Genomic DNA, 23,317 nt, shown 5'->3' with positions numbered 1-23,317 from the left:
CTGCTCAGCTTCCGACAGCACCAGTGGTGGCAGCCTGTTATCGCCCATGCCATGAGGACACCGGACCCACATGATCTGAAACAGAACACGACTCATGGGGCGAGCCCACACCTCAAAACCCGGTCACTAGGGCGCGTCACGGGCAGTGGGTCCTGGACCAGGATCAGGCGGGAGTGGCGTCCGCCGGTGTGGCGCCGGTGGGGGTGTTGCGGATGAACTCGCTGATGAGCAGGGCTGTCAGATCGGGTTGGTCGCGCATCACCCAGGTGCGGCTGTCGGGAATGGTCTCCAGCTGAGCGCCGGGCACGATCGCTGCCAGTCGCTCGCCGTGCGCGTAGGGGAAGAGCCGGTCCTCGCGGGCGAAGGCCAGCAGGGTGGGCCGGTCGAAGGAGGCGAGCCGCCTTGCCGGTTCGAGCAGGGCCGTGGGGACGATCCCACGGGTGACCTTGACGCAGTCGCGCCGGACGCCGGGGTCGGCGAAGAAGGCCCCCAGCCAGTCGTCGATCAGATCGTGGGGCAGTGCGCCCCTGGTCAGCAGGCCGAACCCGAAGGGCATGCGACGAACGGCACGCAGCCGCAGGGCCTGGAAAACCAGGGTGAGCAGACCGGGCACCCTGGAGGCGGGGACAAGTGATCTGAACCAGGGTGACGGGCAGTTGTCGAAGCACTCGCCGTTGGTGAGGACGAGACGCCCGATCCGCTCGGGATGACGGGCGGCGACGAGCTGGGCGACGGCGGTGCCGAGATCGTTGCCGACCAGGGTCACCCGGGGCAGATCGAGCGCGACGATCAAATCCGCGACCAGCCGGGCGATCCCCGGGAGGCTGAGGTCCGTGCCGGGGTTCATCGGGGTGCGGTGGGCACCGAGGGGCAGGTCGGGGGTGATGCACCGGAAGTCCGGGGCGAGCCGGGCGACGACCGGTTCCCAGAGCCTGCTGTCCATGAGGTACCCGTGCAGAAGCAGCACAGGCTCGCCTTCTCCGGTGTCCCGGTAGTGGACGGTTCCCTGGTCAAGCGTGAGCTGTGGCATGGCGGGCACCCTTCGGGGCAAATTACGTACAGACTGTATGCATGTAGAGTGGCATACAGGCTGTACGGAACTCAAGGGGGCAGGATGGAATCGACCGGCACCAAGCACACCCAGCGTTCCCGGGCGACCCGGGCGGCTCTCATCGCCGCCGCCCGGTCGCTGTTCGGCGAGCGCGGCTACGCGGGGGTGGGGACCGAGGAGATCGTCCGGGCCGCCGGGGTGACCCGGGGGGCGCTCTACCACCAATTCCGGGACAAGAACGATCTGTTCGACGCCACGGTGCAGACGGTCGAGGCGGAGCTGACCGAGCGGATCGCCGGGCAGGTCATGACGACCGCCACGGATCCGGTGCAGGCGCTTAAGGCGGGGGCGCGCGCGTTTCTCGACGCCTTCGCCGAGCCGGACGTGGAACGCGTTCTGCTGCTGGACGCCCCAGGGGTGCTGGGCTGGCGGCGGTGGCGGGAGATCGGCCAGGAGCACGGCCTCGGAGTGATCACGGCGGCCCTGGAGGCGGCGATGGCGGCCGGGGCGCTGGCCCCCCGGCCCGTACCGCCGCTGGCCCACATCCTTCTCGGCGCGCTGGACGAGGCGGCGCTGATGGTCGCGCACGCGGACGATCCCGGGGCCACCCGCACGGAGATGACGGAGGCACTGGAGCACCTGGTGGACGGGCTGCTGGTGCGGAACGGGAACTGAGCGGGTGCCGTCCGCCGATCCTGTGCGCGGTTGCCCGATCCACCAGGTACCAGGCGACCTCGCGTTTCTCCGGCGGGCCGTACACCTTCGCCGTCGCACTGTAAGGACAAGGGCGTCCCCGTCCCGGACATCGCGAAGAAGCTCACCATCAAGATTGGGAAGAACGCAGGCAAGTCCCCATCCGTCGCATCCCTCTACCGAGCACTCGCAGAAGCTGAACATGCCGTCGCAGACCACGGCCTGCCGCTTCGGCCCAAGCCCGTCCGCATCCGCCGCCCCGGGGAGCCGCTTACCCCCGAAGAGATCGACCTCCGCGACCGGCTCCAGGCCCAGCCCCACCCAAACGCCGGAGCCACTCCCCTTGGATGACCTGGCGACCGGCGACCCCGGCGAACGCCTTCCCGCCGGGGTCCTGCTCTCGCAAGATCAAGTGCTTAGCGTTAATGGCTGTTCTGATGGTCCCCTTGGCCGATCTCCGTCTCCAGCGCCCGCCACATCGCGCCCGCATCCAGATCCGCGCCGCTCTCGGCAACCAGGTCCTGCTGCTCGCTCCACAGCCGGAACACCCCATCGAGCATCCGTGACGCCTTCGCCACTCGGCCCCGGGCCGCCACCCAGTCCCGGTCCGGCGCGCGGCGCGCGGCGCTGATCAGCCTCACCTGCATCAGCAGCACGAACAGAGCCAGCGCGTCGTCGGTCGCCGCGGCCTCCATGTGCCGGCTTTGGGGCTTACGTCGGCAATACCCATGGACGTGATCTTGCGGGCATGGTGCCGAGCGCGGCCGGCCCACGGCAGGCGCCGGTCCCGGTTTGGTCGTAAGCTGGGCGCTTCAGTCGTCGATCGTTTCGGATCCTACAGCTGGCGCGGCTTGCCTCCGGGGCCGGTAGGTGAGGGCGTCGGTCAGGCGGTCGGCGTCCAGGGTCAGACGGACGATGTGGTGGTCTGATATACCCGGTTCGACCTCGATCACGTCGAAATCCCTCACCGCTCCGAGTAGGGCGGGCGTGGCGTAGATCCTGTCGATCCGCGTGTCCGGGCCGTGCGTCGGACTGGCGTTCATCGTGCGGGACGCGGCTGCCTTGTCGCCATCGCGGGTGCTCGCCCAATAGCGGGCCACGTCCTCCAGGCCGGCGGTGCGCAGAGCCTCGTCAGGGCAGGTGTCCAACAGCCGCTGCCCATCGGGGCCGATGTGGGAGCGGTGGAGCCGGTGCGGCCGGTCGGCGATCTGTTCCAAATCCGGCAGGGGGAGGTCCCCTTCCAGACCGGGCACCGGGTAGGAGTTGTTGTCACCGCCCATGAGGGCAGGCATCAGCATCCGCTCGCCGTCCGGCATCGTCCACTTGCGGTCGGCCCACTTCGTCAGCCGCTCCACCTCGGCCTGGCGGGTTGTGGCCGAGGCGTGGTTCAGGTGATAAGAAGCCACAACAAGGGGCAGGGACTGGCTGCCGCCTGGTGTGAAGCGGAAGACCGCAACCGTGGGTGGATGAACCCAAACAGGGCCGACGTCCTCACACTCCCTCAGCGGCTGGAACAGCGTCGGGTTCGCGAAGACGGCCGTGCAGGCTCGGGGGCCGAGCCAGCCGCGCAAGCCAAGGACAGCCTCAACCTCGTACATGATCCGGTTGCCGTCCGCCGCAGCACCATCCATCTCTTGGCGGAGGACGAGGTGAGGGTCGAGGGATGCCAGCAGCTCGTGAGCACGCCGCCGCTTGGTGGTGTCACCAGCACCGTTGCGTTTGAGGTTCCAGCACAGGACTGTCACATGCTGGCTCATGCGTTCACCTTTGAAGAGAGAAGAGAGTCGTCTTCGCGTCGCCCGTAGCCTCATCCCCGAATTGGACGATTTGGGCACCGTCAACAACCATCAGATGTCGTTCTGCCCAGGTCGGCCCTGCGGTTCCTGTACGACCTGCTGGTCGTGTGACAACGCCAGCGGGGGACGCTCTGGCGCCGACTTCCAGCGAGCCGACAAGTTGATCGACTCGGAGCTACTGTGCCGATCGGCCAGCACCTTTTCTAGCGCAAGTTTCCGATCATTCATCGTCGAGAGAATCGAACGTTAGCCTCAAGTCAGGTTCAGGCGCTGACGGTTTCCGTGAGCGGCCCGTCGCCACCGTCACGTTACTCACGTTGATCCACGGCTTCGAAGAGTTCCACGGATGCCACGGAGGTGGGCGCGACGCGGGTTGTCACCCGGTGACGCCACCGATCGTGAGGAGTGGGTCCGCCACCTTGTCGCCCTTCAACCAGCTCGGCCGCGCCCGGCCTCCAGCACCATGCGGCAGCCCGCCGTGCCTACCCGCCCGCTGTGGGAAGGACAGCCCTTACGTGGTGGCCCCCAACCTGCGAAAGGAAAGCTCCCGATCGTGGCGAGGCTTGATCTGCAGCGCGAACGCGGCCGGCCCGGCGTTCCTGGCGCTTCAGCCGTGACCACCTCCAGCCCCTTGACGATCGCGACGGGGCACCCCGCGGGGAAGCAGCCGATGCCCGAGCCCGCGCCGGATCGTCAATGCACGCTGCCACGGTGAGAGCCAGCTTCGGCCCTGGCCTGCGGGCTGGTGTATCCCGTTGACGCGGCTGCCGTGATACCTCGGTGGTGGGCAGTCGAGAGGCAGGTCATGCGGGATAACGTGTCGACGTACCGCGGATGTTCAGGTACAAGTCGAGGAGTTTGACCGTGGCGAAGGCTGTGGCCCCGATGCGCAGAGCGTTGACTCCGAACCAGGCCCAGGCAAGTGTGCCGACGCGCGCCGGGTCGTTGATCGGAGGCCCGAAATACAGCGTGCCGTTGATTTGCGTGACGGCGACGAAGGTGAGCGCGGCCATAGCGAGATGGCCGCAGGTGGCGAGTCGCAGGCGAGTCTGGTTCGCGGGCGACAGCCCGCCCCGCTTCAGCCAGAGAAAGGCCAGCGAGCCCAGTACCGGGACAGCCACGATCGCATAGTAGAAGACCGGGTTGGTGACCGAATGATACGGGTCCCACAAAGACTGGGCTTCCACAGCATGTGCGCCCATCATCATGTTCGGGACATCGACGATCTCCTCATAGAGGAAACCGAAGAAGAACCACGCGTGACGCAGAACCGCTGTGCCCACAGCGGGGCCTATACGGCATGCAAGGGGGTCGCCTCCTGGATGGAAGAATAGAGCCGACCTCCATCAAATAGTCAAACTCTTTACATATCAACTTGCTTGAAGACTCGCGCGTAGGGAGGGGGGCGACCTCCCTCGCCTGCTGACGGGGGAAATGACCGACCTCAGCAAGGCGATCGACTTGATAGGCAGCGCTGCAGCAAGCCGGATCAGTATCAACCAGATACACCTAATTTGCTTGGAACGCTGGGGCATCAGGGACTCATGAGCACGGGTCAGGTCGTCGGCCCCGTGCTGACGACTGCCGCCATCAGCGCTATAGCCATCCCGGATGGAGGCTCGGGGGTATGCGCGTCGTGAAATGGCCAACGACAGACGCAGGGTGCTGCTGCCCGGCGTCTCGGTGCTGGCCAGGCAGGTGTCGGAGGCCCGCACGGGGCCGAGTGGCGTCTGTACGAGGCGGTAGCCCGCCGCGCGCCGGGCCCATGATGCGCTCGTGCCGGCGCCCGCCCTGCGGCCGCACCTTTGACGGTGGGATCAGCGGCTCCGCGATTCCCACAGCCCGTCCGGAACAATCCAACTCCAAGTACCCCTTCTGGCGGATTGCGACCTTCGGTACGGCAACCTCACCAGCCGCGACGACCTCATCGACATGATTCACCTCGACCGAGCAGGGGAAAGGCCGCCTGTTCATGCCAGGACTCGCCGTCGCAAACCAAAAGCTGAACCGCCGAAACGCGGGCGGTGACCGGCAGACGGCCGGTGAGGGCGGCCTCGGCCTCGTCGAATACGCTCCGCTCCTGACCATGGGCCACCGTCAGGTGCGGGACGACCTCGACGAACCGGCCCCCATAGGGCGGGACCTCCGGCCATCGTTCGCAGACGGCTTGAGTAAGAGCCCGCAGCGGACCCCCCGGTGTCGGCACCAGGAAGAGCACGTCGGGGAACCGCCCGAAGCATTCGAACCGGATGTCGAAGGCTCCGTGGGCACCAACGAGTAATTCGAGCGCGCCGAGCACGTCGGCATCGATGCGGCCATGGTCCAGAAATGGATAGAGCACCGTCACGTGCGCCGGAAGCCTGGCTCCGGCCGAGGAGTCGAACCGCCGGCGCCATCCGCCCACGAGCGGCTCGGCTTCGGGCACCTTGACCAACAGCAACGTTTCGCCTGCCTGATACAGGCCCGACTGGTCTTCCGGCATGCCTCTCCCTGATCCCGTCCGGTCTCATAGGACCACACGCCGAAGAGCGTCGCAGCGTGTTGGGACGAGTCGGCGGAGCGGTGTTCCGAATCCGTCGAACCGCAACTACGGCGAGGCGCTTGGCTTCCCCGCGCACCGTATTGCGGCAGCTCGTACCGCCTGCCTTGGTCCGGTCTCGCGTTCCCCGTATCGCGGCTGGAGGCCCGTTTCGCCGAGGTGCTTGGGGGCTCACTGCTCCCCTAGAGTCATCCATTTCTCCGGTTTCTCCAGTGATGCGAAGCCCACCTTGGCGTAGACCGCGTGCGCGTCCGCCGTGGCCAGCAGGATTCGACGCAGGCCGTAAGGAGAAAGATGGTCCCGGATCGCAGTGGCCAGAGCGGTTCCCAGGCCCTTGCCACGTGCGTCGCGTGCGATGTAGACGTCACACAACCAGGCGAAGGTGGCCGAGTCAGTGACAACACGGGCATAACCGACCTGGGCGCCTGAGACGCTGTCGTAGACGCCGAAGTTGAGGGAACAGGCGATCGCCATGTCCTGTTTTTCCCTGGATCGACCAACGGCCCAGTAGGAGTCCTGTGACAGCCACTGGTGGATCAGCGCAGGATCGAGGCGGGTGGGGTCTGCGGATATCTCATATCCGGTAGGAAGTTCAGCGTTCATGAGTGTATTGATCCAGTCTGTGCAACTGACCAACCGGCGCGGAATTCGGCATCCGAGTCCGGCCCGTGTTGTCCTGCTCTTATGGACGTCGAATCGGCTTCGGCGGCTAGGAATCTGAGCATGGGTCTTCCTCTGACGAGATGCGGCTTACGTTTGCTGTGCCAGTGCCACTGGCTGGGGGAACTCTCGGCGCGACCGCCTCCTATGGTGGCAGGCCGGCTTGAGCGCTTGGCTGCCGAGGGTGTCGGCCGAGACGCCGAGGGAAACCGTAGCGCTGGGGCGGGCAACCCGGCTCTGTCTCAGCCCCGGGTTCTTGCAGCACGCGTCCACCTCGTCGACCTGAACGCTTGCCTACGCGCTGGTGGAGGCGGAGCGCTTTTGCGAAGCGACAGTCGTCTTCCAAACCTTCGCAGGCGTGGTGACGTCGTGGCCGCGGGCGACATCAGGAGATGCAGTGCAGCGATATACCAAAGCGGCCGAACCCGCCAGACGGCGCTGGGCGGTCTGAATGGGCCGCCAGTTTGAATCCTCAGGTCGAGAAACTGCTCTGCCGGACGCGGCATCCTTTACGTGACATCGCCGACGCTCTACCGGCCGAGCCGTCAGAGAGAAGTCGTGACCGACTCCGCAAAAAGATGGCGTCGAATCTGGCCCGCTCCCCCGGATGGGTTCACCCGACAGCGACCAGACGACGGCTGTCGGACCGGAAGTATTGCAGCAAGCCGCTCATGCTGGCAGCTCCTCCAAACGTCCGTTCGCGACGAACGAGACTTCGCCGCCGACCTGTACCGAGCGGACGTCCCCGCTTGGGCCCTGCGCGCTGATCGTCATCTGGCTGGGACGGCCAGTGAACCGGCCCTGTCTGAGGACCACCTTTTCCCCGTCGCGGATGCGGCCGTGGCGGCGCAGATAGGCGGCGGCACATCCTGCTCCGCTTCCGGTCGCCACGTCCTCGACGATGCCGTCGTTGTTCCAGTGCCGTGACTCCAAGGTGTCGGCATCGAGGAGATAGGCGAACTGTGCGCCGAGACTGGAAAGCGGCGTGTCGAGATCGAAAGCGATCCGGGCCCGTTCGAGTGCGCCGCTGCGTACCGGCAGCACCAGGTAGCGCAGGCCGGTGGAGACCACCTCGGGCGGGAGATCCGCATCCAGGTCTTCTTCATTCAGCGAAAACCAAGACGCCAGGTCCTTGCGGTCCGGCTGGCCGAGGAAGGAGGGAGCGCCCTGATCCAGCACGCTCGCGTACTGCCCAGGACCACGCCGGTGTGTGGTGATCTCCACCGTGCGGGCTTTCAATTTCATCGTCCACGTCTCACGGTCGCCACTGCCGTGCAGCGCGTGCAGGACGCAGGCGGCTCCGATGACAGGGTGGCCGGCGAAGTCGAGTTCCTCGACGAGGTCGAAGACGCGGGCCCGCCAAGCTCCGTCTCCCGCGTCCTCACCTGTCAGGAAGATCGATTCGAAGTGGCGCATTTCCCGCGTGATGGCCGCCATCTGGTCGCTGCTGAGCTGGGCGGCATCGGGGAAGACAGTGAGGCTGTTGCCGCTGAAGGGCCGAGAGCTGAACACATCGACGTGGAAGTAGTGCATGGGACTGACGCTAATGATTCGCTCCTTCAGATGGAACTACCCAATGAACAGGGGGCCGTATAACGTGCGGTTATGGCCTTCGACCGCGATCTAGAGACGTCGTTGCTGCGGATGTTCGTCAGCTGCGCCCGCCTCGGCAGTATCAGTCGCGCCGCAGCCGCGCTCGGGTACAGCCAGCCGGCCCTCAGCCAGCAGCTGCGGAAGCTCGAACGCTCCGTCGGACAGCCACTGCTGCACCGTACGGCCACCGGAGTGAGCCCGACCAAGGCTGGCGAGGCATTGCTGCCCTATGCCGAGCGGATCCTGGCCCTGTCTGCCCAGGCGCTCACAGCAACAAGGCGAACGGTGACGGGTCATTGCGGTGTGGGACTGATCGAGGACCTCGCCGCTGCACCGTTTCCCCAGGCACTTGCCGATTTTGCCCGCCTTAACCCCGAAGCGACGCTGGAAGTGGTCAGCGCTCCTGGGCCGTACATGAGGGAGGCCTTTTCCTCCGGACGCATCCACATCGCCCTGTGTGATCCGTCCTACCTGCCCGGCCTACCGCGCTGGACGATTCGGTTGCCGCTGAGATGGGCCGTCGGGCCCGGACTGGATCCAGACGCTGACCCCCTCCCTCTCGTGCTGTTCTCCCTGCCGTGTCGCTGGCGCACGCCGGTGCTCGACGCGCTGGAAGCCAACGGACGTACATGGCGTGTTGTTTTCGAAAGCACCAGCCTGGCCGCCGTGCAAGCCGCCGTCCGGGCCGGCCTCGGCGCTGCGGCTCTACTGCCCGCCTGTGTGGAACCCGGCACCGCCGCGTACGGCGGCCTGCCAGAACTTCCTGACGTCGAACTGGGTCTCATACGGCGGGCAGGCACTGAAGGCGATCCGCTCATCGACGCGGTCGAAGACGTGCTCAGACGTCTGGCCTGACAAGAGCAGGGCCCCCGCGGCTCATGCGGTCACAGCACCAGCTGCTCAGCAGCCTGGAGCAGTGCCTGTCGGGCGGCTTTGATGGTGGGGTGCTGGCCGCCTCCGCGACGCACGGCAGTGAGCAGTCTGCGTCTGTGATGAGCCCGTGGCAGTGGCTGTATGGGGACGGTCGGGGGACGGCCGTGCCATGCCAAACCCGGAAGCAGCGCGGCCGCATGACCCTGTTCGGCTAGCCGCAGATGCAGGAAGTGATCGGTGGACTCGTAACGGATGTCGGGTTCGAAGCCTGCTTCGCGGCACAGTGCCATCGACCAGCGGCGAGCCATGGTTCCTTCGGGCTCCATGATCCACGGCTGTCCTGCCAGGCTGAGGAGAGCCTCCATGGGGTCGGCCACGCCCCCAATGGCCGGATGAGCCAGATGCAGGGTGTCCTCACACAACTCCTCCTGCTCCACCTCTACGGGCCGGGGACCGGGAATACCGGGGTACTCCACGTCGATGATCAGATCGAAGTCACGCGCTAGCAGAGCAGAAATGGCACTTTCCCGCTCCATCTGAGTGAGATGGACACGCAGCAGCGGATGAGCGGTATTCAACAAGTTCAGTGCGGTGGGGACCAGGGCCAGCGCCGCACTCTGAAAGGAGGCGATGCGGAGTGTTCCGGTCAAATCGGCCAAGGATGTCGCGATGTCGGTCTCTGCGCGTTCCAGCCGCTCCAGGACAGCCTCGGTGTGGGCGACGAGAATCTCCGCCTGTTGGGTGAGGCGTACCCGCCGACCGACGTGTTCCAGTAGCCGAACGCCGACCTCGGATTCCAGCAGCGACAACTGCTGAGAAATGGTCGATGGACTGTAGGACAAGGCAGCAGCAACGGCGGCCAGCGTGCCGCGGTGCTTGAGCTCCCTGAGAAGTCTGAGCCGGTGAAGATCGAACATGACAGCGCCTGAAACAGCTGGCTTTCTCGTGGGAGAGCTTGTGCCGGACGCGCAGAGTGTGATGTCACGCTACGCCTCGCGGTTGACTCGGGCTGACGGCGGCGGATTACACCTGCCCTACCGAACATCTGTTCGAAAAGAGCGATTGATTGACCCGGGCTTACTGTGCCGAACGGCATGCGCCTTTTCCAGCGCAGGTTTCCGATCGTTCATCGTCGAGAAAACCGAACGTTGTCGACTTGTTCGCGCTCACATGTCGAAGTCCACGGTGAGCTCGTCCGATGCGGGGCGGGTCTGGCAGGTCAAGACGTATCCCGCAGCCACCTCCGCGGGCTCCAGGGCGTAGTTGCGGCGCATGTCCCCCCGGCCCTGGGTCACCAGGGCGCGGCACGTCCCGCAGACGCCGCCTCTGCAGGCGAACGGCAGGTCGGGGCGGAGCTGTTGGGCAGCGTCGAGGACGGTCCGGTCCCGGGGGGCCGGGAACGTGGTGACCCTGCCATCCAGGACGACGGTGACTTCGCTCGTGGCGAGACCGATCGCCGAGACCTCGTGGCGGGCGGCGGGCGGCTCTTCATCGGCGTGGAACAGTTCCTGGTGGATTCGGTCAGCCGGGACGCCGAGCCCGGCCAGGATGGCGCTGGAGTCACGGACCATGCCGTGCGGACCGCACAGCCACCATTGGTCGACGCCGTCGGTGTCGACCAGGGCATCGAGCAGGGCGGTGAGCCGCGCCGCATCGAGGCGGCCGGAGAGCATTTCGGCCCCGCGCGGCTCGCGGGACAACACGTGAACAAGCTGGAAGCGGGCCGGGTACTGGTCTTTCAGATCTGCCAGTTCGTCCGCGAACATCACCGAATCGGTGCGCCGGTTGCCGTAGAGGAGGGTGATGCGGGACGAGTCGTCGGCGGCGAGTACGGAGGCGGCGATCGACAGCATCGGTGTGATGCCGGACCCGGCAGCGATCAGCACGAAGTGGCCGAGGCCACCGGGTTGACCGGAATCACCGGGTTGACCGGCTGCGCTGAGGTCGGGGGTGAAAGCACCGACCGGCCCCATCACCTCAAGGATGTCTCCCGGGCGCACACCGTGGACGAGCCAGGACGAGAACAGGCCGCCGGGGACCACGCGGATGCCGATGCGCGGTGGTGCCCCGACGGGGGAGCAGATGGAGTAGGAGCGGCGCTCGTCGCGGCCGTCGATCTCCCGGCGCACGGTGAGGCACTGGCCGGGGAGAAACGCGAATTCCTCGGCCAGACGGTCCGGTATCGCGAGGGTGAGCGCGGCGGCGTCGGAGCACAGCCCCTCAACCGCTGCGACGCGCAGGGCGTGGAAGGTGGGACGCAGACGGGTCCGCGCCGTGACGGGGGGACGGGAGGGGATCGTCATCAAAGGTCCTTGAGGTGCTCGAAGGGCTCCAGGCAGGTGCCGCAGCGGCGGAGCGCCAAGCAGGCGGTTGCGGCGAACCGTGAGATCTCCTCGGTATCGACCGAGGCGCAGCGCGGGCAGGGCACATCCGCCGGGGCCGGCCCGAGGGACAGCCACACCGGCCCGGATTCGCTGAGGCGCCGAGGCCCCGGTGGTGCGATGCCGTGTTCGGCGAGCTTGAGGCGGCCCTGGGATGTGATCCAGTCGGTAGTCCAGGGCGGGTCGAGCACGGTGACGACCCGAACGGCGGGAAAGCCGTCCGCCTGCAGCCGGGTGGCGGCTTCAGCCCGCATCTCGGCCACGGCGGGACAGCCTGAGTAGGTCGGGGTGAGCCGCACGACGACCGTACCGTCCTGCTCCACCTCGACACCGCGGAGCACTCCGAGGTCGGCGAGGGTCAGCATGGGCAGTTCAGGATCGGGGATCTCGCAGGCGGTACGCCAGGCGCGGTGCGCCGCATCTCGGCGGTGCTCGCCGGCTTCCGCGAGCGTCACCATTGCGCCTGCGGGTGTGCGCGGGCGATGCTCTGGAGTTCGGTGAGGAGCGGCGCCAGGTGTTCGGTACGGTCACCGTCGCGGCCGGAGCCGGGTATGGCGGGGGCGGACGCCGGGCCGAGAGGCAGGACCTCGGAGGGGTCGAATCCCGCTCGCACCAGGACGTCGGCGAGATGCCGCAGCGTCCGGTCGGCGACCACTGCGGACTCGGCGCCCAGACCGGCTGCGGTCCGGTCGGTCAGTGGTTCTCCCAGCCAGGGCGCGACGTCGAACAGCGCCGTTCTGAGACGGTCACGGGACTCGGGAGTCCCGTCGCCCAAGCGCACGGTCCACACCGCGGCGTAGTGGCAATGGTAGGAGAGCTCCTTCACGCTCTTGGCGGCGATGGCGGCGAGCACCGGATCAGGAGCGCTGGTGAGCTCCTCGAAGACGGCCAGCCGCCAGACCGACATGACGAGCAGCCGTGTGATCGTGAAGGCGAAGTCGCCGCCGGGCAGTTCGGCCAGCCGTAGGTTGCGGAAGCCGTCTGGATCACGGAAGTACGCGTACGCGTCCTCGCCGCGGCCCGTACCGTCGGCCCGTCCCGTCCTGGCATACAGCAGCCGGGCCTGGCCGAGCAGGTCGAGGCCGATGTTGGCCAGGGCGAGTTCCTCCTCCAGTTCCGGGGCGCGTGTGCACCACTCGGCGAGCCGCTGGGCGGACACCAGGGCGTCGTCGCCCAGGGCCAGACAGCAGGCGGCAAGGTCTCCGGCGTCGATGCCGTCCGGCACCCTCTGGTCGATGCCGTGCAGGGGGTCGGTGAATCCGGTGCCGAACGCCCACTGCGCGTTGTCGTGGTCGACGTACAGATCCTCGTGACTCATTGGCGGCCGCTCCTAGATGTGGGGTACGTCGTCGGGGATGTCGTAGAAGGTCGGGTGCCGGTAGACCTTGTCGCCGCTGGGCGCGAAGAAGGGATCCTTCTCGGCGAGGGTGGAGGCGGCGATGGAGTCGGATCGCACGGCCCAGACACTCACGCCCTCGTTGCGCCGGGTGTACAGGTCGCGGGCGTGGACAAGGGCCATCGCGTCGTCGGGCGCGCGCAGGGAGCCCACGTGGACATGGTTCAGTCCACGCTTGCCCCGGACGAACACCTCGTACAGCGGCCACTCGTCCCGTATGCGGACGGGTCCGCCGGCGGAAGTCCGGTCGGTGCCGCTCATGCCGCCGCTCCTTCACGCACCCGGGTCGCCCGCTTGGAGGCATGGGCCGAGGCCGCCTCCCGCACCCAGGCGCCCTCCTCGTGGGCGGCCCGGCGCCGTGCAATCCGTTCGGCGTTGCACGGTCCGTCGCCGGAGACCACGCGCTTCAGCTCGTCCCAGTCGGGGGCGCCGAAGTCGTGGTGCCCGCGCTCCTCGTTCCACCGCAGGCCGGGGTCGGGCAGGGTGACGCCGAGCTTCTGGGCCTGCGGCACGGTCATGTCGACGAACCGCTGTCGCAGTTCGTCGTTGGAGTGCCGTTTGATCTTCCAGGCCATGGATCGCGCGGAGTTGGGCGAGTCGGCGTCCGGCGGGCCGAACATCATCAGCGACGGCCACCACCAGCGGTTCACCGCGTCCTGCACCATCTCCCGCTGCTCGTCGGTGCCGCGCATCATCGTCAGCAGGAGTTCGTACCCCTGCCGCTGGTGGAAGGACTCCTCCTTGCACACACGGACCATGGCGCGCCCGTACGGGCCGTACGACGTCCGGCACAGGGGCACCTGGTTGCAGATCGCCGCGCCGTCCACGAACCAGCCGATCACGCCGACGTCGGCGAAGGTCTCGGTCGGGTAGTTGAAGATGGACGAGTACTTCTGGCGGCCGTCGATCAGACGCGCCGTCATGTCCGTGCGGTCCGCCCCGAGGGTCTCAGCCGCGGAGTAGAGGTACAGCCCGTGCCCGGCCTCGTCCTGCACCTTGGCGAAGAGGATGGCCTTGCGGCGCAGCGAGGGTGCCCGGGTGATCCACTCGCCCTCCGGCTGCATACCGATGATCTCGGAGTGGGCATGCTGGGCGATCTGCCTGATCAGCGTGGTGCGGTAGCCGTCGGGCATCCAGTCCCGGGGCTCGATGCGCTGGTCGCGGGCGATGGTGTCCTCGAAGGTGGCCTCGGGGCCCTGGGGCCCGGATGGTGTGACGGTGGGGGTGTTCATGGGGTATGCGTGTCCCGTCGTACTCGATGAGTGGGTCAATGGCCGCGGAAGGCCGGGCTGCGGCGTTCGAGGAACGCCGTGACGGCTTCGCGGTGGTCCTCGGTGGCGCCGAGCCGGCGCTGGATCACGGCTTCGCGCTCCAGCGCGGCCGGCAGCGTAGCGGTGGCCGCGGACCGCAGCAGTGCCTTGATCTCTCGGTGGGCGGCGGTGGGTCCGCCTGCGAGGGAGCGGGCGACGGCCAGCCCCTCAGCCGTGGCCGAGCCGTCCGCGACGACGCGGTGGACCAGGCCCCAGCGTTCGGCGTCCTGTGCGGAGAAGCGGTCTCCGAGGAGCATGAGTCCTGCGGTCCGCGAAGGACCGAGCTGGCGGGCGAGGCCGCGGGCGACCCCCGAGTCGGAGGCCAGGCCGATGCCGGTGAAGGCAGTCGCGAAGTGGGCTCCTTCGGCGGCGACGCGCAGATCCGCGCAGAGCGCGATGCCGAGCCCAGCCCCGACACATGCGCCCTCGACGGCCACGACGAGCGGGACCGGCAGCCCGTGCAGCTCCTTCAGCAGCGGGTTGTAGTCGTTGGGAAGGTTCGCGAAGGCCGCCTCGGGCGCGGTGTTCAGCTGCCGGGCGTGCTCCCTGAGGTCCTGGCCGACGCAGAAATGCCTTCCGCGGGCAGTGATCAGGGCAGCCCTTACACCGCGTGCGGTGTCCGTGGTCAGGCGGCGTGCCGCCATGAGGAGGGCGCTGCGCATATGGGTGTCGAGCGCGTTGCCGCTCCCGGGACCGCGCAGCTCGATGACGGCCACGGCGTCGGTGACGTCGTAGGCGACCCCGTGACGGGCGGGACGGCCCGGCTCCTGAGCCTCGGTGGGCGCACCATCGGTCACGGCCATGAGTAGAACCCCTTCCCCGTCTTGCGGCCCAGCTCGCCGCGGGCGACCTTCTCCCGCAGCAATGCCGGCGGGGCGAACCGCTCCCCGAGCGTCCTGTGCAGGTGGTCGGCAATGGCCAGCCGTACGTCGAGACCTACTACGTCGGTGAGGCGCAGCGGCCCCATCGGGTGCCGGTATCCCAGGCGCATGGCCGTGTCGATGGCCTCCGGCTCGGCGACCCCCTCCTCGACCATGCGGACGGCCTCCAGACCGAGGGCCAGGCCGAGACGGCTGCTGGCGAATCCCGGCGAGTCCTGGACGACGACCTTCTGCTTGCCCAGGGCGTGCGTCCAGCCGACCGCCGCCGTCAGAGTCTCCCCGGTGGTGTCGGGAGTGAGGACCAGTTCGACGAGCGCGGAGACGGGCACCGGGTTGAAGAAGTGCATGCCCAGGAAGCGTCCCGGCCGCTTCAGGGCCGCCGCGAGTTCGGTGACCGGCAGGGAACTGGTGTTGGTGGCGAGCACGCACCGCTCCCCCACGGCCCGCTCGGCGGCGGCGAGCAGCCGGGCCTTGAGCGCGGCGTCCTCCGGTACCGCCTCTACGACGAGATCGGCGTCGGCCGGTAGTTCGGCGATCGAGGTGACGGCGGTGACCCGGTCCGGTACGTGATCGGTGGCGGATCCGCCGGGCCCCTCGCGCTCGGCGGCCTGCCTCAGCCCGTCGGCGATGCGGTTCAGCGCGACGGTCGCGGCCGCTTCGTCGTGTTCCACGACGACCACGGACGACCCTGCGGCCGCGAAGGACTGGGCGATACCGGTCCCCATCCGGCCGCCGCCGATCACCCCCACGACGGCGGGCGGTACTGATGCCAAGGTCATGCCCGGCCTCCGTTCTTCTCGTTCTTCTCCAGGAATCGCGTCATGCGCTCCTCCTTGTCGCGGCCCTCGAACAGCACGGCCTGGGCGAGGTCGTCAGCCACCGGATGGGCACCCGGGGCGTCGGTGACGAGCTTGGTCAGCCGCAGGGCAAGCGCCGAGGAACGAGCCATGCGGTCCAGCAGGGCGTGTGCCTCGGCGTTCAGCCGCTCGGCCGGTACGACGTCCGTGACCAGCCCACAGGCGAGCGCGGCAGGTGCGTCGAGGTTCCGCCCGGCGAGCAGGACCTGTTTGGCCACCGACTCGCCGAGCAGCTCCCGCAGCCGCCAACAGGCCCCGGCGGCGGCGAGGATGCCCAGGCCAGGTTCGGGGTTGCCGAAGACGGCGTTTGGCCCGGCGATCCGAATGTCGCAGGCGTACGCAAGCTCGGCGCCGCCGCCCAGCGCCCAGCCGTCCACCGCGGCCACGGTGGGCAGGGGCAGCCTGCGTACCCGCTCGAACAGACGGCTGTTGATTCCCTGCAGCGCCTCCTCCCGGCCACGCCAACGCAGTTCGGCTATGTCGGCGCCGCCGGCGAAGACCCCGCCGTGCCCGGTGAGCAGAAGCAGCCTCGGCGCGCGCTCCAGGTCCTCGCACACGCGATGCAGTTCGGCGATCATGCCGCTGCTGATGGCGTTGCGAGCCTCCGGCCGGTGCAGGGTCACGACAACCCGGTCCGCGCCGGCCTCGACCCGCAGGGTCTCGTACGCCGTGTCGTCCCGCGTGCTCATACGCGCTCCACCAGCATCGCCACGCCCTGGCCGACCCCCACACACATGGTCGCCAGTCCCCGTCGGGCGTCCTCGCGTTCCATGCGTCCGAGCAGGGTGAGCAGGATGCGGGCGCCGGAGCAGCCGAGCGGGTGTCCGAGGGCGATGGCGCCGCCGTCGGCATTGACGCGGTCCTCGTCGAGCCGCAGGCGTCGGACGACTGCCAGCGCTTGGGCGGCGAAGGCCTCGTTCACCTCGACGGCGTCCAGGTCGTCGGACCGCCAGCCCGCGCGGGCGAGTGCCTTCAAGGTGGCCGGCACAGGCCCGAGCCCCATCAAGCGGGGCTCGACCCCGGCCGATGCGGCGGTGACGACGCGGGCCCGGGGGGTGAGCCGGTATCGTTCGACCGCCGCCAAACTCGCCACCACGATGGCAGCGGCCCCGTCGGACAGCGGCGAGGAGTTGCCCGCGGTGATGATCCCGTCGCTGCGGAAGGACGTGCGCAGTCCGCCGAGCTTCTCCAGCGAGGTGGACGGCCGAGGCCCCTCGTCCTGGGTCACCTCGCCGTCCGCCACCCGCACCGGCACGATCTCTTCCTTGAAGCGGCCCGCCCTCTGGGCGGCCTCCGCCCTGCGGTGGCTGCGCAGCGCGAAGGTGTCCGCGTCGAGGCGGGTGATGCCGTCCAGGGCGGCGACCTCCTCGGCGGTCTCGCCCATGGACAGGCTGGTCGCGGCCGGGAAGCGCGGGTTGGTGAAGCGCCAGCCGAGGGAGGTGTCGTGGACCTCGCCGGGCCGGGCCCAGGGCGTGCCGGGCTTGGCCATCACCCAGGGGGCACGGGTCATCGACTCCACTCCGCCCGCGACGACCAGGTCTGCCTCCCCCGCACGAATCGCCTGGGCGGCCGAGGCGACGGCCGTCAGTCCGGACGCGCACAGCCGGTTGACGGTGTATCCGGGCACGGTGTCCGGCAGTCCGGCCAGCAGGACGGCCATCCGGGCCACGTCCCGGTTGTCCTCGCCCGCCTGGTTCGCGGCGCCGAGGATCACCTCGTCCACGGTGTCGGCCGGGATGCCAGAGCGACGTACCGCCTCGCCGACCACGAGGGCGGCCAGATCGTCGGGGCGTACGGAGGCCAGGGCGCCTCGGTGGCGGCCGAGCGGAGTGCGGGCCCCGTCGATCAGGTAGACCTCATCATCACGCATCGACGTGCTCCTCTGCGGGTGCGTGGCGCCGGGACTGGACGACCGAGAAGCGTCCGGTGACGAACGCCGGGTCGGTGAGGGCGGCATTGGCCGCGGGGTTGGCCGCGGTGCCGTGGAAGTCGCTGAAGGCGGCGGACTGGTTGACGAAGACCGCGCCGGTCAGGTTCTCCGACAGGTGCACGCCCGCCTCCAGCGCGGTTGCCCGTGCCGCCTCCAGCACACCCTCGGCGGTGGCGTACACGGAGGCGGTCAGCGCGCCGTGGCGCCGTACGGTGTCGTGCAGGAGACGCAGGCCGTGCGCGGTGGAGTCGGTACCGATGACGAAGGAGACCGGCCCGAACCACTCGCTCGTGTATGTCTCTTCGTCGGTCTCGGCCTCGAGCCGGACCAACAGCGGGGAACGGACGGCCGCGTCCGGGAAGTCCGGGTGGGTGATTTGCCTCGACGGATGGGCGACACGGTCGAGTTCCGCCGCCTCCGCCACGCGCTTCAGGACACCGTCGTTCACGATCGCGCCGAGGGTGGCGGCCGCACGGGCCGGGTCGCCGAGCAGCCTGTCCAGGGCGGCGCCGAGGTCGGCGGCGAACTCGTCGGCCGTACGGCGCCCCTGGTCGGTGGGGAAGCCGTTGCGGGGAACGAGGATGTTCTGCGGGGTGGTGCACATCTGGCCGCTGTAGAGCGACAGGGAGAAGGCGAGGTTGCGCAGCAGACCAGCGTAATCGTCCGTGGAGTCCACGACGACGGTGTTGAGCCCGGACTTCTCGGTGTGGACCGCGGCCTGGCGGGCGTTGGTCTCCAGCCAGTCGCCGAACTCGCTGGAGCCGGTGTAGTCCACGATGCGCACATCGGGGTGGGTGGCCAGGGCAGGGGCGGTGCGCTCGTCGGGCTTCGCGGCGGCGAGCAGTACCACGTCCGGATCGAAGCCGGCCTCCGCCAGCACCTCACGGGCTATCCGCACGGTGATCGCCAGTGGCAGCACGGCACGTCGATGAGGCTTGACGACCACCGGGTTGCCGGTGACCAGACTCGCGAACAATCCCGGATAGCCGTTCCAGGTGGGGAAGGTGTTGCAGGCGATCAGCACTGCCACACCGCGTCCCACGGTGGTGAAGGTCTTGTCCATGACGAGCGGGCCGCCCTTGCGCTGGGGCTTCCTCCAGCGGGCCGCGACCGGATGGCGCGTTTGCTCGTTCCATGCGTGGGCGACCGCTTCGAGACCCCGGTCCTGGGCGTGTGGACCGCCGGCCTGGAACGCCATCATGAAGGGCTGGCCGGTGGTGTGCTGGACGGCGTACGCGATCTCGAAGGTCGCCTCGTTCAGCCGGGCGAGGATCTCGGCGGCGACGCCGGCCCGGGTGTCCGGGCTCGCGGCGCGCCATGCCACTGCGGCTGACTTGGCCGTCGCGACGGCCACATCGGGCGCCAGGTACGGGTAACTGACGCCGAGCGGGAAGCCGTAGGGCGAAACCTCGGTGGCGGGCACGGTGCCGGTGGCCGGATGCCCTTCGATGCGGAAGGGCTGGCCGAGGAGGCCGTGGAAGGCGGCCTCGCCCAGCCGGGATGCCTCGGCCCCGTACGCAGAGGTACTGGGGGTTTCCGGGTACGGCGTCCAGTAGGTGCGGTCGGCGGCACACTCCACCGCCTGGTCGAGCAGCGCCGCATGGCGGACGAAGAAGTCGGGATGCTGGTCGGTGGTCACTGAGAGCTCCTGGCCGAACGTTCGGTAGGTTTATGGGTGCAAGGCGCCTGGGCAGACGCGGGGGAAGCGGGCGTGGATCAGACGTCGGCGAGCAGGATCGCCGGGCGTTCCACGCAGTCGGCCACGAAGCGCAGGAACCCGCCGGCCACACCGCCGTCGCAGACCCGGTGGTCGAAGCTGAGGGAGAGCTGCATGACCTTGCGGACGGCCAGCTCGCCGTCCACCACCCAGGGTTTGTCCACGATGCGGCCCGCGCCGAGCAGAGCGGCCTCAGGGTGGTTGATGATGGGCGTGGATCCATCGACACCGAACACGCCGTAGTTGTTGAGGGTGAAGGTCCCGCCGGTCAGACGGTCGGGCGGCAGGGCCCCGTCGCGGGCCAGCCCGGTCAACCGGGCGAGCTCGGCAGCCAGTTGTGCGGTCGTCATGCGCTGTGCGTCGCGGACGACGGGGACCACCAGGCCGCGTTCGGTCTGGGCTGCGAAGCCCAGGTGCACCTCGCTGAAGCGGACGATCTCCCGCCGCTCGGTGTCGACGGTGGAGTTCAGCTCCGGGAAGCGGTGCAGTCCGGCGATGCAGAATCGGGCGAGCAGGGCCAGCAGCCCGATGGGGCGGCCGGGGTCTGCGGCCTGCATGGCCTTCCGGGCTTGGAGCAGGCTCGTCGCGTCCACGTCGACCCAGGTGGTGGCGTCGGGGATCTCGGTGCGGCTGCGGGAGAGCTTGTCCGCGACCGCGCGGCGGACTCCGCGCAGCGGGATGCGCTCAGGGCCGGCCGGCGCCGGCCGAGCGTGCGGTGCGCGATCCGCCGACTGCTGCCGGTCCGGGGTGACCGGTGCGGTATCGGGGTCCGTCGCCAGCTGGCCGGCCCGCCCAACGGCCTGCTCGACATCTCGTCTGAGCACGACCCCTGCGGGACCCGATGGCGCCAACGCGGCGAGGTCGATCCCGTGTTCCCGCGCCATCCTGCGTACGAGGGGAGATATGACCCGGGGAGCGTGCAGCTCTCCGGACGGCGCCGCCTCGGCACCAGTGCCGCCTCCCGTCGCGGCGCCCCCGCGTCGGCGGCGGCGACGCGGTGCCGGGCCGTGGCCGGTGCCGTAGCCGATCAGGACGTTGCCGGACCCGGCCTGCTCCTCCTCCCGGTATCGCTCAGCGGCAGGGTCGGCCGACGTCGAATCGACGGGAGGCTGGGCGCCCGGGCCCTCCCCCGCGCCGTCGGGCCGGCCGGAAGTCGGCGTACCCACCGTGATCAGCGGCTTCCCCACCTCCAGCGCCGTACCCGCCTCCGCGTGCAGTTGCAGCACGGTGCCCGCGTAGGGGACCGGCACCTCGACTGCGGCCTTGGCGGTCTCGACCTCGATGACGATCTGGTCGATCGTCACCGTGTCACCGACCGCGACCTTCCACTCGATGATCTCGGCCTCGGTCAGCCCTTCGCCGAGATCGGGCAGCCGGAACAGCTGCTCCTGAAGCGCTGCGGTGCTCATGCGGCCGTTCCCTTCAGCAGATGCCGGGTGTCCGGCGCGTCGCTGAACTGGAGACGGTCGACGGCGTCGAGGATCCGGTCGACGCTGGGCAGATGCGCGTGCTCCAGCTTCGGCGGCGGATACGGGATGTCGAAGCCGGCCACCCTCAGGACCGGCGCGGCCAGCGAGTGGAAACAGCGCTCCTGCACCCGTGCGGCGATCTCCGCCCCCACGCCGGCGAATCCCTGGGCCTCCTGGACGACCAGGCAGCGCCCGGTCCGGTGTACCGATGCCGTGACCGTCTCGTCGTCGAAGGGCACCAGCGTGCGCAGGTCCACGACCTCCAGCTCGATGCCATCGGCCGCCGCCGCTTCGGCCGCGGCCAGCGCCACCGGCACCGACGGCCCGTACGCGACGACCGTGGCGTCGCGGCCCTTCCGCCGGATCGCCGCCTGCCCGAACGGCAGCGCTCCGCGCCGCTCGAGGTTGACGTCCTCCTTCGACCAGTACAGCTTCTTCGGCTCCAGGAAGACCACCGGGTCGGGGTCGGCTATGGCGTCGCGCAGCAGCCAGTACGCGTCCTCGGCCGTCGCCGGGGTGACGACTTTCAGGCCCGGGGTGTGCGCGTAGTACGCCTCGCTGGAGTCGCAGTGGTGCTCGACTCCCCCGATGCCGCCCGCGTAGGGGATACGGATCACCATCGGCAGCGCGAGCCGCCCCCGGGTCCGGTTGCGGAGCTTGGCCACGTGTGAGGCGATCTGTTCGAAGGCCGGATAGGCGAAGGCGTCGAACTGCATCTCCACCACGGGCCGGAAGCCGCCCATCGCCATGCCGACGGCCAGTCCAACGATGCCGGCCTCGGCCAGCGGGGTGTCGAAGCAGCGCTGCTCGCCGAAGTCGCGGGTCAGCCCGTCGGTGATCCGGAAGACGCCGCCGAGCGGACCGACGTCTTCACCGAAAACGAGCACGCGCTCATCCTCGCGCAGTGCGTCGCGCAGGGCGGCGTTCAGCGCCTGCGCCATCGTGATCTTGGCCATGGCCGTCAGTTCTCCTGAGTGTCGAGTGCGGGGGAAGCGGCGTCTTCGGCCAGCTCGGCCGCCAGCAGGGCGCGCTGTTCGCGCAGCTGCGGAGTCGGCTCGGCGTAGACGTGGTCGAAGAGCTCCAGCAGATCGGGCACGGACTCCTCGTTCATGCCCCCGCGCAGCTCTGTCGCCAGGGTCTCGGCCTCCTCCCGCACCGCCGCGACATCCTCGTCGGTGAGGGCGCCGCGGGCCCGCAGGTACATTTCAAGACGGCTGACCGGATCGGCGGCACTCCACCGTTCGACCTCCGCCGCGTCCCGGTAACGGGTCGCGTCGTCGGCGTTGGTGTGCGCGTCCATGCGGTAGGTGTGCGCCTCGACCAGGACCGGTCCGTGCCCGGCACGGGCGTGCTCGACCGCCGCGGTCAGCACCGCCAGCACGGCGACCAGATCATTGCCGTCGACCTGTTCGGAACGCATCCCGTGTCCGATGCCCTTGTACGCGAGGGCGGGGGCCGCGGACTGCCGGGCCAGCGGCACGGAGATCGCGTACTTGTTGTTCTGCACAAAGAAGACGACCGGCGCGCGGAAGACGGCAGCGAAGTTCAGCGCCTCGTGGAAGTCCCCCTCACTGGTCGCCCCGTCCCCGACGAGGGCCATCGCCACACCGTCTCCGCCTGTGCGCCGCAACGACTCCGCCATGCCGGTCGCGTGCAGCACCTGAGTGGCCAGCGGGGTGCACTGGGGGGCGACGCGGGTGGCGGCCGGGTCGTATCCGCAGTGCCAGTCGCCGCGCAGCAGCGTCAGCACCTCAAGGGGGTCGATGCCCCGGGCGACCAGGGCCACGGAGTCGCGGTAGGTCGGAAACAGCCAGTCGTCCGGGCGCAGCGCGAGCACGGCGCCGATCTGGCAGGCCTCCTGGCCGCGGCTGGACGGGTAGACCGCGAGCCTCCCCTGCTTGGTCAGCGCGGTGGCCTGGGTGTCGAACCGGCGTCCCACGACCATCCGCCGGTAGGCCTCGCGCAGCGCCTCCGGCGCAGGCTCTGTGTAGCCGGGCGCGGGCTTGGCCACCGGCGTGCCGTCCTCGGCCACGAACCGCACCGGCGTGAGGGACGGCAGGAGGCCCTGGACCGTCTGGCGAAGGTTCTTCACGGGCATGGAGGCCACTCACTTTCTCTGGACACTTGACGCGAGTATCGTCGCTATTGCGGAATATCTGTTCAAGGTTTCA

23 protein-coding genes are annotated in these 23,317 nt (G+C 68.9%); 2 read left to right on the top strand and 21 right to left on the bottom strand.

Annotated elements, in window-relative coordinates; all coding sequences use genetic code 11:
- Positions 1-163: 163 nt before the first annotated feature.
- Positions 164-1,030, bottom strand: a complete 867-nt coding sequence (locus OG594_RS16610) for an alpha/beta fold hydrolase (protein ID WP_266599579.1) — start codon at positions 1,028-1,030, stop codon at positions 164-166.
- A gap of 84 nt (positions 1,031-1,114) precedes the next feature.
- Here OG594_RS16610 and OG594_RS16605 point away from each other — a divergent pair, with 84 nt between their 5' ends.
- Positions 1,115-1,726, top strand: a complete 612-nt coding sequence (locus OG594_RS16605) for a TetR/AcrR family transcriptional regulator (RefSeq protein ID WP_252308819.1) — start codon at positions 1,115-1,117, stop codon at positions 1,724-1,726.
- Positions 1,727-2,166: 440 nt separating this feature from the next.
- Here the strand turns inward: OG594_RS16605 and OG594_RS16600 are convergent, their stop codons facing one another.
- The 6 genes from OG594_RS16600 to OG594_RS16575 form a co-directional block, all read right to left on the bottom strand.
- Positions 2,167-2,439, bottom strand: a complete 273-nt coding sequence (locus tag OG594_RS16600) for a hypothetical protein (protein WP_266599576.1) — start codon at positions 2,437-2,439, stop codon at positions 2,167-2,169.
- A gap of 117 nt (positions 2,440-2,556) precedes the next feature.
- Positions 2,557-3,501 (bottom strand): endonuclease/exonuclease/phosphatase family protein, encoded by a 945-nt coding sequence (locus OG594_RS16595; RefSeq protein WP_266599574.1) that lies wholly within the window; start codon positions 3,499-3,501, stop codon positions 2,557-2,559.
- A gap of 842 nt (positions 3,502-4,343) precedes the next feature.
- Positions 4,344-4,823 (bottom strand): hypothetical protein, encoded by a 480-nt coding sequence (locus tag OG594_RS16590; protein WP_266599572.1) that lies wholly within the window; start codon positions 4,821-4,823, stop codon positions 4,344-4,346.
- Between the two features lie 641 nt (positions 4,824-5,464).
- A complete protein-coding gene (locus OG594_RS16585) occupies positions 5,465-6,022 on the bottom strand; it encodes a 2'-5' RNA ligase family protein (RefSeq protein ID WP_252308823.1) in 558 nt (185 codons plus the stop codon).
- Positions 6,023-6,250: 228 nt separating this feature from the next.
- The gene (locus tag OG594_RS16580) at positions 6,251-6,682 is read right to left on the bottom strand and encodes a GNAT family N-acetyltransferase (RefSeq protein WP_252308824.1); all 432 of its coding nucleotides are present in this window, start codon (positions 6,680-6,682) and stop codon (positions 6,251-6,253) included.
- A gap of 726 nt (positions 6,683-7,408) precedes the next feature.
- Entirely contained in the window at positions 7,409-8,272 is an 864-nt protein-coding gene (locus tag OG594_RS16575; RefSeq protein ID WP_266599569.1) for a PhzF family phenazine biosynthesis protein, read from the bottom strand.
- A 72-nt stretch (positions 8,273-8,344) separates the two neighbouring features.
- On the opposite strand from OG594_RS16575, the gene OG594_RS16570 reads away from it, so the two are divergent.
- On the top strand, positions 8,345-9,187 hold the full coding sequence (locus tag OG594_RS16570) for a LysR family transcriptional regulator (RefSeq protein WP_266599568.1): 843 nt from the start codon (positions 8,345-8,347) through the stop codon (positions 9,185-9,187).
- Positions 9,188-9,216: 29 nt separating this feature from the next.
- On the opposite strand, the gene OG594_RS16565 is transcribed toward OG594_RS16570, so the two are convergent.
- The 14 genes from OG594_RS16565 to pdhA all read right to left on the bottom strand — a co-directional run bounded on the left by OG594_RS16565 (position 9,217) and on the right by pdhA (position 23,244).
- Positions 9,217-10,122: a LysR substrate-binding domain-containing protein gene (locus OG594_RS16565; RefSeq protein WP_266599566.1), complete on the bottom strand. Its 906-nt coding sequence runs from the start codon at positions 10,120-10,122 to the stop codon at positions 9,217-9,219.
- A gap of 249 nt (positions 10,123-10,371) precedes the next feature.
- Positions 10,372-11,508, bottom strand: coding sequence for a 1,2-phenylacetyl-CoA epoxidase subunit PaaE (gene paaE, locus OG594_RS16560; protein ID WP_266599564.1), 1,137 nt, complete (start codon positions 11,506-11,508; stop codon positions 10,372-10,374).
- Positions 11,508-12,044: a 1,2-phenylacetyl-CoA epoxidase subunit PaaD gene (paaD, locus tag OG594_RS16555; protein WP_266599562.1), complete on the bottom strand. Its 537-nt coding sequence runs from the start codon at positions 12,042-12,044 to the stop codon at positions 11,508-11,510. Before paaD ends, paaE begins: the two co-directional genes overlap by 1 nt.
- Positions 12,038-12,904: a 1,2-phenylacetyl-CoA epoxidase subunit PaaC gene (gene paaC / locus OG594_RS16550; RefSeq protein WP_252308830.1), complete on the bottom strand. Its 867-nt coding sequence runs from the start codon at positions 12,902-12,904 to the stop codon at positions 12,038-12,040. Before paaC ends, paaD begins: the two co-directional genes overlap by 7 nt.
- 12 nt (positions 12,905-12,916) lie before the next feature.
- On the bottom strand, positions 12,917-13,243 hold the full coding sequence (gene paaB / locus OG594_RS16545; protein ID WP_030830736.1) for a 1,2-phenylacetyl-CoA epoxidase subunit PaaB: 327 nt from the start codon (positions 13,241-13,243) through the stop codon (positions 12,917-12,919).
- Positions 13,240-14,214, bottom strand: coding sequence for a 1,2-phenylacetyl-CoA epoxidase subunit PaaA (gene paaA / locus OG594_RS16540; protein ID WP_030830738.1), 975 nt, complete (start codon positions 14,212-14,214; stop codon positions 13,240-13,242). The genes paaB and paaA overlap by 4 nt, the downstream gene beginning before the upstream one ends.
- 35 nt (positions 14,215-14,249) lie before the next feature.
- On the bottom strand, positions 14,250-15,095 hold the full coding sequence (locus OG594_RS16535) for an enoyl-CoA hydratase/isomerase family protein (RefSeq protein WP_252308832.1): 846 nt from the start codon (positions 15,093-15,095) through the stop codon (positions 14,250-14,252).
- Complete coding sequence (locus OG594_RS16530; protein WP_266599558.1) at positions 15,086-15,952, bottom strand: 3-hydroxyacyl-CoA dehydrogenase family protein; 867 nt, start codon at positions 15,950-15,952, stop codon at positions 15,086-15,088. The genes OG594_RS16535 and OG594_RS16530 overlap by 10 nt, the downstream gene beginning before the upstream one ends.
- Entirely contained in the window at positions 15,949-16,719 is a 771-nt protein-coding gene (locus OG594_RS16525) for an enoyl-CoA hydratase/isomerase family protein (RefSeq protein WP_030830748.1), read from the bottom strand. The genes OG594_RS16530 and OG594_RS16525 overlap by 4 nt, the downstream gene beginning before the upstream one ends.
- Entirely contained in the window at positions 16,716-17,900 is a 1,185-nt protein-coding gene (locus OG594_RS16520) for a thiolase family protein (protein WP_030830751.1), read from the bottom strand. Before OG594_RS16520 ends, OG594_RS16525 begins: the two co-directional genes overlap by 4 nt.
- A complete protein-coding gene (gene paaN, locus OG594_RS16515; protein WP_266599554.1) occupies positions 17,893-19,599 on the bottom strand; it encodes a phenylacetic acid degradation protein PaaN in 1,707 nt (568 codons plus the stop codon). The genes OG594_RS16520 and paaN overlap by 8 nt, the downstream gene beginning before the upstream one ends.
- Before the next feature lie 77 nt (positions 19,600-19,676).
- Complete coding sequence (locus OG594_RS16510) at positions 19,677-21,086, bottom strand: dihydrolipoamide acetyltransferase family protein (RefSeq protein ID WP_252308836.1); 1,410 nt, start codon at positions 21,084-21,086, stop codon at positions 19,677-19,679.
- The gene (locus OG594_RS16505; RefSeq protein WP_252308837.1) at positions 21,083-22,102 is read right to left on the bottom strand and encodes an alpha-ketoacid dehydrogenase subunit beta; all 1,020 of its coding nucleotides are present in this window, start codon (positions 22,100-22,102) and stop codon (positions 21,083-21,085) included. Before OG594_RS16505 ends, OG594_RS16510 begins: the two co-directional genes overlap by 4 nt.
- Before the next feature lie 5 nt (positions 22,103-22,107).
- Positions 22,108-23,244 (bottom strand): pyruvate dehydrogenase (acetyl-transferring) E1 component subunit alpha, encoded by a 1,137-nt coding sequence (pdhA, locus tag OG594_RS16500; RefSeq protein ID WP_266599550.1) that lies wholly within the window; start codon positions 23,242-23,244, stop codon positions 22,108-22,110.
- Between the last annotated feature and the right edge of the window lie 73 nt (positions 23,245-23,317).

The organism is Streptomyces sp. NBC_01214, from assembly GCF_026340975.1.
In the GTDB taxonomy this organism is placed as follows: Bacteria; Actinomycetota; Actinomycetes; order Streptomycetales; family Streptomycetaceae; genus Streptomyces.
This window is presented reverse-complemented; position numbering and strand designations above follow the sequence as displayed.